Annotated in this window: 14 protein-coding genes; 6 read left to right on the forward strand and 8 right to left on the reverse strand. The window is 48.9% G+C overall.

Translation table 11 applies throughout. The annotated features are described in order from the left end of the window. Positions 1-19 precede the first annotated feature (19 nt). Positions 20-1735, forward strand: coding sequence for a proline--tRNA ligase (locus FCU94_RS10300; protein ID WP_176288461.1), 1716 nt, complete (start codon positions 20-22; stop codon positions 1733-1735). 79 nt (positions 1736-1814) lie between these two features. Here FCU94_RS10300 and FCU94_RS10305 read toward each other — a convergent pair whose 3' ends face one another. Further along, complete coding sequence (locus FCU94_RS10305) at positions 1815-2660, reverse strand: class II glutamine amidotransferase (RefSeq protein WP_176288462.1); 846 nt, start codon at positions 2658-2660, stop codon at positions 1815-1817. Between the two features lie 70 nt (positions 2661-2730). Further along, a complete protein-coding gene (gene lpcA / locus FCU94_RS10310; RefSeq protein WP_176288463.1) occupies positions 2731-3309 on the reverse strand; it encodes a D-sedoheptulose 7-phosphate isomerase in 579 nt (192 codons plus the stop codon). A 304-nt stretch (positions 3310-3613) separates the two neighbouring features. Between lpcA and fadE the strand changes: the two genes are divergently transcribed. Beyond that, complete coding sequence (gene fadE / locus FCU94_RS10315) at positions 3614-6067, forward strand: acyl-CoA dehydrogenase FadE (RefSeq protein WP_176288464.1); 2454 nt, start codon at positions 3614-3616, stop codon at positions 6065-6067. Positions 6068-6236: 169 nt separating this feature from the next. Here fadE and FCU94_RS10320 read toward each other — a convergent pair whose 3' ends face one another. Both FCU94_RS10320 and dnaQ read right to left on the reverse strand, forming a co-directional pair. Beyond that, on the reverse strand, positions 6237-7487 hold the full coding sequence (locus tag FCU94_RS10320; protein WP_176288465.1) for a TIGR03503 family protein: 1251 nt from the start codon (positions 7485-7487) through the stop codon (positions 6237-6239). An 8-nt stretch (positions 7488-7495) separates the two neighbouring features. After that, positions 7496-8233 (reverse strand): DNA polymerase III subunit epsilon, encoded by a 738-nt coding sequence (dnaQ, locus tag FCU94_RS10325; RefSeq protein ID WP_176288466.1) that lies wholly within the window; start codon positions 8231-8233, stop codon positions 7496-7498. A gap of 56 nt (positions 8234-8289) precedes the next feature. Between dnaQ and rnhA the strand changes: the two genes are divergently transcribed. Then, positions 8290-8757: a ribonuclease HI gene (gene rnhA / locus FCU94_RS10330; RefSeq protein ID WP_176288467.1), complete on the forward strand. Its 468-nt coding sequence runs from the start codon at positions 8290-8292 to the stop codon at positions 8755-8757. On the opposite strand, the gene FCU94_RS10335 is transcribed toward rnhA, so the two are convergent. Continuing rightward, positions 8754-9497 (reverse strand): class I SAM-dependent methyltransferase, encoded by a 744-nt coding sequence (locus tag FCU94_RS10335; protein WP_176288468.1) that lies wholly within the window; start codon positions 9495-9497, stop codon positions 8754-8756. The genes rnhA and FCU94_RS10335 overlap by 4 nt on opposite strands. A 38-nt stretch (positions 9498-9535) precedes the next feature. Here FCU94_RS10335 and gloB point away from each other — a divergent pair, with 38 nt between their 5' ends. The 3 genes from gloB to FCU94_RS10350 all read left to right on the forward strand — a co-directional run bounded on the left by gloB (position 9536) and on the right by FCU94_RS10350 (position 12613). Then, positions 9536-10294, forward strand: a complete 759-nt coding sequence (gloB, locus tag FCU94_RS10340; RefSeq protein WP_176288469.1) for a hydroxyacylglutathione hydrolase — start codon at positions 9536-9538, stop codon at positions 10292-10294. A 70-nt stretch (positions 10295-10364) separates the two neighbouring features. Further along, positions 10365-11930, forward strand: a complete 1566-nt coding sequence (locus FCU94_RS10345) for a lytic transglycosylase (RefSeq protein ID WP_176288470.1) — start codon at positions 10365-10367, stop codon at positions 11928-11930. Further along, positions 11927-12613 (forward strand): YIP1 family protein, encoded by a 687-nt coding sequence (locus FCU94_RS10350; RefSeq protein WP_176288471.1) that lies wholly within the window; start codon positions 11927-11929, stop codon positions 12611-12613. Before FCU94_RS10345 ends, FCU94_RS10350 begins: the two co-directional genes overlap by 4 nt. Here FCU94_RS10350 and FCU94_RS10355 read toward each other — a convergent pair. The 3 genes from FCU94_RS10355 to FCU94_RS10365 form a co-directional block, all read right to left on the reverse strand. After that, positions 12603-13454 (reverse strand): endonuclease/exonuclease/phosphatase family protein, encoded by an 852-nt coding sequence (locus FCU94_RS10355; RefSeq protein ID WP_176288472.1) that lies wholly within the window; start codon positions 13452-13454, stop codon positions 12603-12605. The genes FCU94_RS10350 and FCU94_RS10355 overlap by 11 nt on opposite strands. Positions 13455-13506: 52 nt before the next feature. Beyond that, positions 13507-13845: a nitrogen regulatory protein P-II gene (gene glnB / locus FCU94_RS10360; protein ID WP_176288473.1), complete on the reverse strand. Its 339-nt coding sequence runs from the start codon at positions 13843-13845 to the stop codon at positions 13507-13509. A gap of 100 nt (positions 13846-13945) precedes the next feature. After that, entirely contained in the window at positions 13946-14260 is a 315-nt protein-coding gene (locus tag FCU94_RS10365) for a c-type cytochrome (protein WP_176288474.1), read from the reverse strand. Between the last annotated feature and the right edge of the window lie 23 nt (positions 14261-14283).

Below are 14283 nucleotides of genomic sequence, written 5' to 3' on the forward strand. Positions count from 1 at the left end.
TGAAAACGGATACCATAGAATGCGTACCAGTAACTATCTTCTTTCTACTCTGAAGGAGACTCCAAACGACGCAGAAGTAGTGAGCCACCAGCTCATGCTACGTGCAGGTATGATCCGTAAGCTGGCTTCAGGTCTTTATACCTGGCTACCTACCGGTCTGCGTGTGTTGCGTAAAGTCGAAAACATCGTTCGTCAAGAAATCGATAATGCCGGTGCAGTCGAAACCTTGATGCCCGTTGTTCAGCCGTTTGAACTATGGGAAGAGACAGGTCGCAGCGAGAAGATGGGTCCTGAGCTACTTCGCTTTACTGACCGCCACGTGCGTCCGTTTGTACTTAGCCCTACAGCGGAAGAAGTGATCACTAGCTTGGTACGTAACGAGGTAAGCTCATACAAGCAACTACCGCTCAACCTGTACCAAATCCAAACTAAATTCCGTGATGAACGTCGCCCACGTTTCGGCGTTATGCGTTCACGTGAGTTTTCGATGATGGACGCTTACAGCTTCGATATCGACAAAGAAGGGTTGCAAAAGTCTTACGATGCCATGCACGACGCTTACTGCAGGGCCTTTGACCGTATGGGCTTAGATTACCGCCCTGTGCTTGCAGATAGCGGTGCTATCGGTGGCAGCGGCTCACAAGAGTTCCACGTTCTAGCCGAAAGCGGTGAAGACCTGATCGCCTTCTCGACTGAATCAGACTACGCGGCCAACATCGAAAAAGCAGAAGCCCTAGCCCCTGCTGATGCCGCGCCAGCACCGACTCAAACCATGACTTTGGTTGATACGCCAAACGCGAAAACTATCGCCGAGCTGGTTGAACAGTTTGAGTTGCCAATCGAGAAGACGGTTAAGACTCTATTCGTTAAAGCATCTGATGATGTTGAAGCAGAGATCATCGCGCTTATCATCCGTGGCGATCACGAGTTGAACGAAGTCAAGGCAGAGAATCTTCCTCAAGTAGCGGCTCCTCTAGAAATGGCCTCTGAAGAAGAAATCCGCGCGCTTATTGGCGCAGGCCCAGGCTCACTAGGCCCGGTAGGTCTAAAACTGCCGTTCATCGTTGATCGCTCTGTCGCGGTAATGAGTGACTTTGGTGCGGGCGCCAATATCGATGATAAGCACTACTTCGGTATTAACTGGGGCCGCGACGTCGAGCTGGGTCAAGTTGAAGATCTACGTAACGTCGTAGAAGGCGATCCTAGCCCATGCGGCCAAGGCACTATCCAGCTAAAGCGCGGGATTGAAGTCGGTCATATCTTCCAGTTAGGTAACACCTACTCGGCTGCGATGAACTGTGGTGTACTCGGCCCTGACGGTAAAAACGCCATTCTCGAAATGGGCTGTTACGGAATTGGTATTACTCGCGTGGTGGCGGCGGCAATTGAGCAAAACCACGACAAGTACGGCATCATCTGGCCAGATGCATTGGCGCCGTTCCAAGTAGCGATCGTGCCAATGAACATGCACAAATCAGAAGAAGTGCAGCAAGCGGCTGAAAAGCTTTACGCTGAATTGAGCGCGATGGGCATTGATGTTCTGTTCGATGACCGCAAAGAGCGCCCTGGTGTTATGTTCTCTGATATGGAACTGATCGGTGTACCACACACGATTATCATCGGTGACCGCAGTATGAAAGAAGGCAACTTCGAGTACAAAAACCGCCGTACCGGTGAGAAAACTGCCGTTGCAATGGCAGACATCGTGGAGCACGTCAAAGCGCAACTCGCTTAAGCTAACGCTCAAAATGATAAAAGGCCGATGGAAAACATCGGCCTTTTTTATTGCAACAGAGCAGCAGGCGTTAATTGAACTATTCCAACGGCTCCGTCGGCGCTTGGCTGGCAACCTTCTTCGGAGCAAATGGCACATCCGTTAACTCGTCGGCGTTGCCATCAACAATCTCGCCAAAATGCAAAATGCCGAATTCACCCGGTTTCATACGATGCCACTGCTCATTGTCGGTAAGCGGTTGAGTGGCGATCACTGAGACAATATCATTCGGCGTGGTCTCTTCTTGAAAGTTAATTTCCACATCTTCATCAATCAGCGAAGCCTTGCCAAAAGGAGCTCGACGCGTGATCCAATATAAGTGGTTGGTGCAAAATGTCATCACATACTCACCGTCAGAGAGAAGCATATTGAACACCCCTTTCTGCTTCAAGATGTCACAACACTGAGCCACAAAACGAAACACGCCAATCATATCTTGTGGCGGCTCTGGGTAACGATCTTCCATCTGCTTTAGCAACCAACAGAACGCCAGTTCGCTGTCGGTTTGGCCAACAGGCCGATGCCGCCCGGTATTGAGGTCTTGATAATCACTCAACTGGCCATTGTGAGCAAACGTCCAATAGCGACCCCATAACTCACGTGTAAAGGGGTGCGTGTTTTCTAGATTCACTCCACCACGGTTAGCTTGGCGAATATGGCTGACCACTGCGCAACTTTTGATCGGGTAGTTTTGAACTAATTCGGCAATTTTTGAACGACAGCTTGGATTTGGGTCTTTAAAGTTACGAAATCCTTTACCTTCATAGAAAGTGATCCCCCAGCCATCGCGGTGCGGGCCAGTTTTCCCCCCGCGCTGCATCAGTCCGGTGAAACTAAAACAGATATCAGTGGGTACATTGGCGCTCATTCCGAGCAATTCACACATGGTTTACGGTTCTCCTTAGCAAACCTGAGTATCGGCACCGCTGCCGACACTCCTTCAAATGAGCGAGTCGTTACGCTTCCATCTCTTTTTCGATCAACTGAATCACGATATGGATGATCTTGATGTGGATCTCTTGGATACGGTCGGCATAGCCAAAGTGAGGAACACGAATTTCGATATCGGCGAGGCCAGCCATTTTGCCTCCATCTTTACCGGTCAGCGCGATGGTTTTCATCCCTTTCGCTTGCGCTGCCTCGATGGCTTTTAAAATGTTGCCTGAATTGCCAGACGTCGACAAACCAAACAGCACATCGCCTTTTGAACCCACAGCTTCAACGTAGCGAGAAAAAACAAACTCATAACCAAAGTCGTTACTGACACATGAAAGATGGCTTGGATCTGAGATAGCAATACCAGGTAGGCCAGGGCGATTTTCACGGTAACGCCCAGTCAATTCCTCGGCAAAATGCATCGCATCACAATGGGAACCGCCATTGCCACACGAGAGTACTTTCCCGCCCTGTTTAAAGGAATCAGCAATCATTTTTGCGGCGGCTTCAATCTGAGCGATATTGTGCTCATCACTCAAAAACTTATTGAGTACGTCGGCCGCTTCCGTCAATTCACTTTTAATTAAATCCTGGTACATAGGCTTGTCTCTAATCGTTGTAATAGGGTGGTGCTATCCATACAGAAAGCGTTATTTACAGAGTTTACCCAAACATTCGGTACTGTCGATAGCCTGTTGAGAACAAATACGCTTTTGTCACCTCTCTTCGCTCATAAATCGGGCACCACTTGGCATTTTTGGACTCATCACTCTATCTAGATCACTTTTTGAACAATTGACCATTTTACATTTCATTAATACTTTGATTACACTTAACTGGTTAGACCTCTTACTAGATATCGACGTATAACAAACCAATAATCGTCGTAAAAGGAAAACAACTATGGACATCTTGCTCTCTATACTCGGCTTTACCGTCGTCGTCGCTGCCTGTTTGTATCACCGCAGCTCACTTTTCATTTCAATCGCCGCACTCACGGCCACTATGGTACTACTGTCTATCTTTGGTAGCGCTGGCTCTGTCAGTTGGTTGCTATTTGTCGCAGCGACAGCAGTACTTACCGTCCCTTCTTTACGCCAGTCATTGATCAGCAAAAAAGCACTGGCGCTATTTAAGAAAGTGCTCCCGGCCATGTCACAAACGGAAAAAGAAGCGTTGGATGCGGGTACCGTGTGGTGGGAAGCGGAACTGTTTAAAGGGAAGCCCGACTGGAACAAACTGCACCAAATTAAAGATCCGCAATTGAGCGCCGAGGAACAAGCCTTTCTTGACGGACCAGTCAACGAAGTGTGTGCGATGGTTAACGACTACCAAGTCACCCACGAATTAGCAGACTTACCCCCACACGTTTGGCAGTACCTAAAAGACAATAAATTCTTCGCCATGATCATCAAGAAGAAGTATGGCGGCTTAGAGTTTTCGGCTTACGCCCAGTCTTTAGTATTGCAAAAACTGACCGGTGTCTCTGGCGTACTGTCATCGACGGTGGGCGTACCAAACTCACTCGGCCCAGGTGAATTGTTGCAGCATTACGGCACCAGCGAACAAAAAGACTACTACCTACCTCGCCTTGCTGAAGGTAAAGAGATTCCATGTTTTGCTCTGACTAGCCCTGAAGCCGGATCAGATGCTGGCTCAATCCCTGATTTTGGCGTGGTTTGTAAAGGCGAATGGCAAGGGAAAGAAGTCCTCGGCATGCGCCTGACTTGGAACAAGCGCTACATTACCCTTGCTCCTGTAGCCACCGTACTCGGCCTGGCGTTTAAATTGCGTGACCCTGAGGGACTACTGGGTGATACACCCGATCTTGGCATTACTTGTGCGTTGATCCCAACCGACCTAGAAGGCGTCGAGATTGGTAATCGCCACTTCCCTCTCAACGTCCCGTTCCAAAATGGTCCAACACGTGCCAACGACCTATTTGTGCCGCTGGATTTCATTATCGGTGGTCCGAAAATGGCAGGCCAAGGCTGGCGTATGTTGGTTGAGTGTCTATCAGTGGGCCGTGGTATTACCCTGCCTTCAAACTCGACTGGTGGCATCAAAACCGCGGCGTTGGCAACCGGTGCCTATGCACGTATCCGTCGTCAGTTCAAGCAGCCTATCGGCCACATGGAAGGGGTTGAAGAACCATTGGCACGCTTGGGCGGTAACGCCTACGTGATGGATGCAGCCAGTGCCCTTACCGTTGCCGGTATCGATTTAGGCGAAAAGCCATCGGTGATCTCTGCTATCGTTAAGTACCACTGTACTCACCGCGGCCAACAAAGCATCATCGACGCGATGGATATTGTGGGCGGCAAAGGTATCTGTATGGGTCCATCTAACTTCTTGGCGCGTGGCTATCAGGGGGCACCCATTGCCGTTACCGTAGAGGGGGCTAACATTCTGACGCGTTCAATGATTATCTTTGGGCAAGGCGCGATTCGTTGCCATCCTTATGTACTCGAAGAGATGAATGCCGCGTATTCTGACAGTGCCGACGCGCTAGATAAGTTTGACGCAGCGCTCGCTGGCCACGTCAGCTTTACGCTAAGTAACCTAGTACGCAGCTTCTGGCTCGGTCTAACGGATGGTCGTTTATCTAGCGCACCAACTAGCGATACGACCAAGCGCTACTACCAACAACTTAATCGCTACAGTGCCAATATCGCCTTCTTGTCCGACATTTCCATGGCCGTGCTTGGTGGCTCATTGAAACGTAAAGAGCGTTTGTCGGCGCGCTTAGGGGATATTTTGAGCCAGCTTTACTTGAGTTCGGCCACCTTAAAACGCTTCGAGAGCGAGGGACGCCAACAAGCTGACTTAGCGCTGGTTCATTGGGGACTGCAAGACAGCTTAAAGCAAACTGAACTGGCCATTGATGAGTTTCTAGCCAACTTCCCGAACAAGTGGTTGGCAAAAGCCCTGCGCGTGATGATCTTACCGTTTGGCCGTGTGCGTAAAGCGCCAAACGACAAACTGGACAGTCAAGTTGCACAAATTTTGCAAACACCAAGCGAAACGCGTTCTCGCATCGGTCGCAATCAATACTTAACCGCCAGTGAGTTCAACCCTGCGGGTAAAATTGAGCACGCATTAGGGGTTATCCTCTCTGCCGAGCCCCTATTCGATAAAGTATGCAAAGAAACCGGGCAACGCCGTCCATTCCTGCGCTTAGACGACGTCGCAGAGCTAGGTTTGGAAAAAGGCATTTTGGATAAAGAGCAAGCTGAACTGCTCAAACAAGCAGAGCAACAACGCTTATACGTGATTAATGTTGATGACTTTAGCCCAGAGGAACTGGCCGCAAAGCCGCTACCCGCGCCCTCTCCTAAGATGGAAGAAGTCGCTTAACCTGTACAACAACAATGAAAAAGGGCTGCCGATTGGCAGCCCTTTTATTTTTATCCGTTAACAGACTACTGAGCTATCTCGCGCCACTTCGGATGCTTGATGGATGCAGTGCTTTGACCACTCGGTTTGTACACTCACGCGTCGCGATAACTGCAAATAAGTCCGCGACTTATTTCTTTGGCATCTCTAACTGCATTTCTGGAATCGCTTGTTTGCTTGCTTTGAGCTTGCTGCGCACAAACCAGACGACTAAACCAAGCAACAAGGCAATAATGTTACCGACTGCGATAATAATAATGGTACGTGTGCGTTTCTCCTCGCGCATCTTGATCCGTTGCATCTCTTCCATCATTTTTTGCTGCTTGAGGCGCTCTTCTTCTTGGAGACGGCGAGTTTCTGCAATGTCGACTTCTTTAACCACGCTGTAAGTATGCTCAGTAAGCGGAAAAGTCAGTGGTCGCTCGGACCCCATCTCGGTAGCAAATACCCTTCCAGTCCAAGAGTAGAGACCGATATCTTCACTGTAAGGAATTTCGAGCTCGAGCTTGTTACTCTCTTCGGCGGCTGAGCCTTGTACTGTAACCACTTCATCATCAGGGCTAATATGTTCCACATGCCCAGCAATAGAGCCAGGTTTAATCATGCCTTGCTCGCCAGAAAAAACCAGTTTGTTACTCAAGCCTTCTTCACGAGACTGAATAAACGTCGACTGAATCGGCGACGGGTAGACCAACACTTCTTGCTCTTGGGCTCGCAGGAACACCCCATTACCTGAAGTAATCCGCACTCGGTACTTACCCGGCTCACTAGAGATGGGTAATCCAACGGTAAAAATACCATCACCGGCGACTTCGTCTAGCGCTTGACCATCATCGGCAAATTCCCCAATCACTTCAGGAATCGGTCGAGCCTCTTTGACTAAGGTGTCTTCATTCTCAATAAACTTGGTAAAGGTGACTTTCAGTTTCACTCTATCGAGAAAGTCTCTCAGCACTAGTGGCTCACCGTCAGAGGTCAAACGAGCATTAAACTTGAGGGATTCACCTTGGTACAGACGGTTAGGTAAGATATCGGTGGATAGTTCCAGATGTGAAATCAGTTTGATCTTGTTCTTTGGCGTTACCTTGCCAATTGCCTGCCAAGGTCCTGGCATCGGATTATCAATGGAAATAATGTCCATTGACGACTCTTGATACCAACGAACATTGTCTGGGCTGCGCCACGCGTAGTACTTTTTGCCATCGGGGCGCACCAATACCACCGGCTGCGAACTCTTCGCGCGGTAAATCACAAAGGTGATCTGTTTAATCGAAGGGTCAACACGAAAACGGTTGTCGAGTAAAGACATGGAGGAACCATCTGCGCTGAAAGCAAGCGCACTCCACAACAGGGCTATCACTGCAATCCAGTTCCTCAACATCCTTTCTCCTACTGACGCCAGAGACAGCTTCCGCTTTTCTCGACGATATCTAATCTATTTTGGTGGGCTTCTAATTCATCGGCAGATGCGTGCAAAACCTTTAGGGCTTTCCGTCCACTCGCCACTCGTTTTATCTCTTCGCCACCTCCGTCGTTGGCACTCCCAGCGTTAAATTGCAATGAGGTTTGCCCGCCCGTCATCAACAAATAGACGTCAGCGAGGATCTCCGCATCGAGCAATGCCCCGTGCAACGTTCGATGAGAGTTATCGATCCCATAGCGGTCACACAGTATATCGAGGTTGTTGCGCTTGCCTGGGAAGATCTTCTTCGCCATGGCCAGGGTATCGGTCACTTTGCAGTAATCGACGGTTTTACCAATGCTGGCATCGAGCTTAGCAAATTCGTGATCCATAAAGCCGACGTCGAAGGGCGCATTATGCGCGACGAGCTCAGCCCCTTTAATGAACTCAATAAACTCACTGTGAACATCGCGATAGTCTGGCTTATCGACCAAGAACTCATCGGTAATACCATGGACTTCAACCGCATCAGGTTGAATCTCACGATCCGGTTTGATGTAGACGTGAAAATGTCGCCCAGTGAGTTTACGGTTGATAATTTCAACCGCACCGATTTCTATGATGCGATGGCCTTGGTAATGAGGGCCACCTTCTCGGTTCATACCTGTGGTTTCAGTATCGAGAACCACGATGCGATGCTGGTTTGAATTGTTGCTAGTATTCATAACAAAAACTGTGTCAGACTATGCCAATAATGTGCTTAACCCAATAGTATCAAATCATGACGAAACAGGTGGAAATTTTCACTGATGGTTCTTGTTTGGGCAATCCAGGCCCTGGTGGCTACGGCATTGTCCTACGCTATAAGCAGACCGAAAAGACCTTAGCCAAAGGTTATACCCTCACCACCAATAACCGCATGGAAATGCTGGCAACTATTGTTGCCCTGCAAACCCTTAAAGAGCCGTGTAACGTCATTCTTACGACCGACAGTCAATACGTTCGCCAAGGCATCACGCAATGGATCCACAACTGGAAAAAGCGTGGTTGGAAAACGGCCGATAAAAAACCGGTCAAAAATGCCGATTTGTGGCAAGCGCTTGATGCCGAATCTCAGCGCCACCAAATCGACTGGCGCTGGGTAAAAGGCCATGCTGGTCACCGTGAGAACGAGATGTGTGACGAGCTAGCGCGCGCCGCCGCAGAAAACCCAACCGAAGAAGATAGCGGCTATATCGCGGCCAATTAACCCCTTCGATGTTGACGATTAGACACCTTGTAATTGACGCCCAGTGGCGTCAATTTTCGTTTTAGTTTCCAGTGTGGCTTTAGTGGCTTCAATGGATAGGTTCGTTTACGCGCGACGATAAAATACAAACTGCCCATCGGCGCCGCCCAGTCTCCCAAGCTGTTCTCTAGCCATGTCCACATCGTGCGATAGCGCTGCATCGGAAACAAGGCATAGCGGTCACACTCAATCACCTGATAGTTTAATAGTCCTAACCAGTCCTTGACTCGATTCGGGGTAAACATTCGCCCACTCCAGGGCAAGTTGTTTTTTCGCCACGGCATCAAACTCGCCAAACCGGTAAAACTGAGCGGGTTAAACCCTGTAATGATCAAATAGCCATCATCAATCATTACTCGGTCGACTTCACGCAATAAACGATGTGGGTCGCTACAGTAGTCAAGTTGGTGCGCAATCAATACGGTGTCAAAGCTTTTTTCAATAAAAGGGAGCTCATAACTGTCGGCAATCACGTTATGCAGCGGGTTATGGATATCGAGATGAACTTGATGTTGAATGTTGCAGTTGAAGCTGGTTAACTCACAACTGAGGCCACCCAATTTAAGTAGATGGTAACCAAACAGCTTAGGGCACCACTCGTCGATACGCGTTTGGATAGATTCACTCACCCATTGGCCATTCTTTAGCTGAGACCACGAATGAGGCTTTTCAAACTTCTTCTTGCTACGCGCTGGCTTCATAGTTAACCTGCTTCACTCTGTTAACGGGAGAAACAACCATGTTGAATATCAAAAGCATACCCGCATTTAACGACAATTACATCTGGCTAATTGAAAATAGCGATCAGCGCTGTGCGGTCGTTGACCCCGGTGATGCTGCGCCCGTACTGGCTTACCTAGAACAGCATCAGCTCAGCTTGGAAGCAATCTTAATAACCCATCATCACAACGACCATATTGGCGGCGTCGCTGAGCTGGTACGTCAGTTTCCTGATATCAGTGTTGTTGGCCCTGCCAATGAGCCTATTCCGACCTTGACCCATGCGGTTGAACCCGGGGAGCAAATCGAGCTATTCGATGAGATCTTTTTTGTCCTTGGCCTAGAAGGCCACACTGCGGGGCATATTGGTTATGTGGGTGACGGGAAACTATTTTGTGGTGATGTGCTTTTCTCTGCTGGGTGCGGTCGAGTATTTGAAGGGACCATGGAGCAAATGTACACCTCACTCGCTAAACTGGCCGCCCTACCTCAAGAGACTCAAGTGTTTTGTGCCCATGAGTACACGGCAAGCAATGTCGCGTTTGCACTAGCCGTGGAGCCCGACAATGATCAGTTGCATAAATATCGTGACGAGGTCAATCGCCTACGAGCACAAAATCAACCAACGCTGCCCACCACCATTGGCCGTGAAAAATGGATTAACCCTTTTCTCCGAACCGATCAGCCCAGCGTGATGCGTTCGGTTTCAAATCGGACCTCACAAACCGACCCACTCGCCATTTTTACTGCATTACGTGAGTGGAAGAACGAATTTTAACGATTTGCTGCTTGTCACCTCGTTATTGTGACAAGTATTATCACCAGCCAAAAAGAAAAAGGGCTGTGAAATGCGAGTACAACACAGCTGGGTATTAGCGCTTCTGTTAGCAGGTTGTCAGCTTACCCAGCCGACTGACACTGGAGAGGCCGTCACTCCAGAAACCAATCAACCAACCTCAATACATCCAACCGAGCCTCAAACTCAGGTGGTCAAGCCTGCGGCTAAGCCGCTCCCTAAGGTGACGCCTCAAACTCAGCAAGATGTATGGCAAAGAATTGCAATGCAATTGGCGTTGCCGATCCCAGAGCACAAAAGCGTCGATTACTACCGAACTTGGTATTTAAAACACCCCAATCATTTAAAAACCGTATCAAAACGCGCAGAACCGTTTCTTTTTCTGATCACAGAAAAAATTGAACAACGAGGTCTGCCACTCGAGTTGGCCCTACTGCCTGTTGTAGAGAGCTCTTTCGATGCGTTTGCCTATTCACACGGTAGTGCAGCCGGTTTGTGGCAGTTTGTGCCCGGCACCGGCGAGATGTACGGTTTAAAGCAAAATTTCTGGTACGACGGTCGACGCGATGTTGCAGCAGCAACCGACGCCGCGCTGGATTACCTGACCTATCTCAACAAACGTTTTGATGGTAACTGGAACCACGCGATTGCGGCTTACAATAGCGGCGGCGGGCGTGTCTCGCGTGCCATCCGCAAAAACACTAACCTTGGCAAGCCAACCGACTTCTTCTCACTGGATTTGCCAAGAGAGACCAGTGGGTATGTGCCAAAACTCTTAGCACTCGCTGATATCGTTGCGAATCAAGAGCACTATGGTATCGAGATCCCGGCGATTGCTAACCGTCAAGTTATCCAACTGGTTGACCCCAAAGAACAACTTGATCTCGCGATTGCGGCCAACTATGCCGGCATTTCAGTCAAACAACTGCAAAGCTTGAATCCAGCTTACAATCAATGGGCAACGGCACCCGATGGGCCGCACCAATTGTTGTTACCGGTTGAAAGTGTTGCGAAGTTTACCCAAACCGCTGAGGCCAACCGTGGTAAAGGCATGAAAGTGGTGCGCTATAAAGTCAAATCAGGAGATACGCTGAGCGTGCTGGCAAGCAAGTACAACACCACCAGCAAAGTGATCCGTCGTGCCAACAACCTCAGCAACAATACCATTCGAGTTGGCCAACACTTGATGATTCCAACCTCCACCAAAGATGACCAAGCGTACGCACTGAGCGCCACGAACCGTCTGGCTAAGACTCAAGCGACCGCTCGTGGTAAGTACAAACTAACTCACACCGTTGCCTCTGGAGAGAGTTTGTGGTCCATCGCACGCGCCAATAAAGTTTCTCACCAATCGCTCGCCAAATGGAATGGAATGGGCCCAAAAGACACCTTACGAGTGGGGCAGAAACTGGTGATTTGGAAGAACAGTTCCGATGGCGCCATTATTCGCACCGTGTTCTACAACGTACGCAGCGGTGACACCATTAGCGGTATCGCCAGTAAATTTAAAGTTAAATCTAATGACATAGTGAAGTGGAATGACCTCAGCAAGCAGAAATATCTCAAGCCAGGTCAAAAATTAAAGCTGTATGTCGATGTCACTAAGGTAAGTGTATGACCCCTTCCAGTAATCCCCTCGTTATGCTCGTCGATATTTTTCGCTCGCCGAGCGCTTGTTTCTTAGCCCTTTATCAACGTGGGGCTTGGGGTTGGCAGCCCTACATCTTTTTAATTTTGTCACCCTTTTTGTTCTGGGGAGCCTACTTTGACATGGTCAATTTTGACTGGCTCAAACAAACGCTCGAAGCCCAGTTGGCGGTCACCAACCCTGCACAACTAGAATTGCTCGATGCCAATACTCTTATGGCAAGTGAGATCATTAGTGACATTGCTGGTCGCACCTTGACGATTCTGATGCTGGCATTTTGGTTCAACCTAGCCACTAAACCAAGTCAACATCAGCACGGCTTCTGGAAGTGGTTTGCCGCTAGTGCGGTGATTACGTTTCCCGCCATTGTTGGCGATCTTGCCAGTTATGTCAGTGTGCTACTCAAGCACGGTCAAGTGTTGGTTTACGCAGCGGATCTCAACAGCCTCAATGGGCTACTTAAATTGCCACTAACTAACCCTTGGTCTCAGTTTGCGAGCTCATTTCCACTATTGCTGCCTTGGTACATTGTATTGGGCTACGCGGCAGTCGGCACTTGGACCGAATTTGAACGCGGTCAGGCGCTGGCGATTTCCGCGCTGCCTTGGGGGGCTTACTACCTGATTTGGGCGCTATATATCGTTATTGCCTAACGATACGGAAAGAGGCCAATAAAGGATTGTGATCAGAGGCGTCGGAGTTCGGCGCCTCTGCTGTATCTAGCGTTAAGCCGCGATAAAACATATGGTCGAGAGCCAACCCTGTCATAAACTGCGTACGATTATCGGGCTGATAGCGCACCTCAACTAATGCAAGATGCTCAAACGTCTGCTTCATTACCGCCAAACGCTCGTTGCTCCAACTATTAAAATCCCCTGCCACAATCATCGGCCCTTGGTGCCGTTCGAGATCGTTCGCCAACACACTCAACTGACGACGGTACTCTTTAATACCATAGGTAAAGTTAACCGCATGAATATTGACCACGGCCAACTGCTGGCCATCAGAAAGTGGATACACAGCGTATAACGCCGACTTAGGTAATCGCAACCACGGCTCAAGCTCGGTATAAGCACACGCTTTGCTCGGAGTATCGTAAGAGAGGTTAAGTACACCTGCCGAGGTTTGGAACGCTTTAAACGCATCAACTTGGCTACCAAACCACTGATGGTGAGCAATCCAGTCAATCAACTCCGGTGTCAGGCTGGCTTCTTGCAGCAACACCAACTGTGTATTTTGTGTCAGTGTCTCTAAACTCGATTTCCAACTTGGCTTATTCTGCTTGTAGATGTTCCAAACCAGTACATTTAACCGCCCTTGATCATCGAGCACTTTAGCGCTGCTATTTTCATAGCACTGCAGCGACATGTTAATGCCTTGCTCGGAAATGGAAGTAATTCGTGACTGCTCTGGGAGGGTGAACACCACTTGATAACCTATCACCACAGTGAGCGATAAAAATGCAGCCATGACAATCAGTCGAATGGTTTTCATACGCGGATAAAAGTAAAAAAAGAGCCACGAGGCTCTTTTTATCATGCTTGAATTAAATGGCGTCTTCGTCTTCTTCGCCAGTACGGATACGAACAATACGTTCAACTTCAGTGATAAAGATCTTTCCGTCACCGATTTTACCCGTTTGCGCGGTTTCGATAATAGTATCTACACATTGATCCGCTACGTCGTCGGTGACCACAATTTCTAACTTCACTTTTGGTAAAAAGTCGACCATGTATTCCGCACCACGATACAGCTCTGTGTGGCCTTTTTGGCGCCCGAATCCTTTGACTTCAGAAACTGTCATACCAGTGATCCCCACCTCCGCCAAGGCTTCGCGCACATCGTCTAACTTGAACGGTTTAATAATGGCTTCGATCTTTTTCATGTTCTTCCCTTAAACTGTGGTTATTGTTGCTATTATCCCATGATCACCCTGCAATAAAAAGCCCGAGCATCGCGGCTCGGGCTTAATTCGAATCAGAGTATTATTTCAAACTGGCGTAGTAAGCCGCCAGATTAGCAATGTCAGCATCACTGAGCATGGCCGCTTGAGCTTGCATTACAGCCGCCAGTCCACCATTACGCTGTTTCGCTTTGTAAGCATTAAGCGAGGAGATGATGTACTGCTCGTTCTGGCCTTTAAGGTGTGGGTAACCCGGGATCACAGCCATACCATCAGCGCCATGACAAGCGGCACAAACTGCGGCTTTGGCTTTCCCCGCTTCAATATCACCCGCAGCGAAAGCTTGACCACTAATTAAACCGAAACCGATGACCATTCCAATAGCGATTTTCTTCATTGCTCTTCCTTATAATTCCATGA

The sequence above is a fragment of the Vibrio sp. JPW-9-11-11 genome (genome assembly GCF_013369335.1).
Lineage (GTDB): Bacteria > Pseudomonadota > Gammaproteobacteria > Enterobacterales > Vibrionaceae > Vibrio.

Coding starts and splice junctions, on each gene's coding strand:
- fadE (WP_176288464.1), top strand. CDS start 3,614: ATGGACATCTTGCTCTCTATACTCGGCTTTACCGTCGTCGTCGCTGCC.
- gloB (WP_176288469.1), top strand. CDS start 9,536: ATGTTGAATATCAAAAGCATACCCGCATTTAACGACAATTACATCTGG.
- dnaQ (WP_176288466.1), bottom strand. CDS start 8,233: ATGAATACTAGCAACAATTCAAACCAGCATCGCATCGTGGTTCTCGAT.
- FCU94_RS10355 (WP_176288472.1), bottom strand. CDS start 13,454: ATGAAAACCATTCGACTGATTGTCATGGCTGCATTTTTATCGCTCACT.
- FCU94_RS10345 (WP_176288470.1), top strand. CDS start 10,365: ATGCGAGTACAACACAGCTGGGTATTAGCGCTTCTGTTAGCAGGTTGT.
- FCU94_RS10365 (WP_176288474.1), bottom strand. CDS start 14,260: ATGAAGAAAATCGCTATTGGAATGGTCATCGGTTTCGGTTTAATTAGT.
- FCU94_RS10350 (WP_176288471.1), top strand. CDS start 11,927: ATGACCCCTTCCAGTAATCCCCTCGTTATGCTCGTCGATATTTTTCGC.
- FCU94_RS10335 (WP_176288468.1), bottom strand. CDS start 9,497: ATGAAGCCAGCGCGTAGCAAGAAGAAGTTTGAAAAGCCTCATTCGTGG.
- FCU94_RS10320 (WP_176288465.1), bottom strand. CDS start 7,487: ATGTTGAGGAACTGGATTGCAGTGATAGCCCTGTTGTGGAGTGCGCTT.
- rnhA (WP_176288467.1), top strand. CDS start 8,290: ATGACGAAACAGGTGGAAATTTTCACTGATGGTTCTTGTTTGGGCAAT.
- glnB (WP_176288473.1), bottom strand. CDS start 13,845: ATGAAAAAGATCGAAGCCATTATTAAACCGTTCAAGTTAGACGATGTG.
- lpcA (WP_176288463.1), bottom strand. CDS start 3,309: ATGTACCAGGATTTAATTAAAAGTGAATTGACGGAAGCGGCCGACGTA.
- FCU94_RS10305 (WP_176288462.1), bottom strand. CDS start 2,660: ATGTGTGAATTGCTCGGAATGAGCGCCAATGTACCCACTGATATCTGT.
- FCU94_RS10300 (WP_176288461.1), top strand. CDS start 20: ATGCGTACCAGTAACTATCTTCTTTCTACTCTGAAGGAGACTCCAAAC.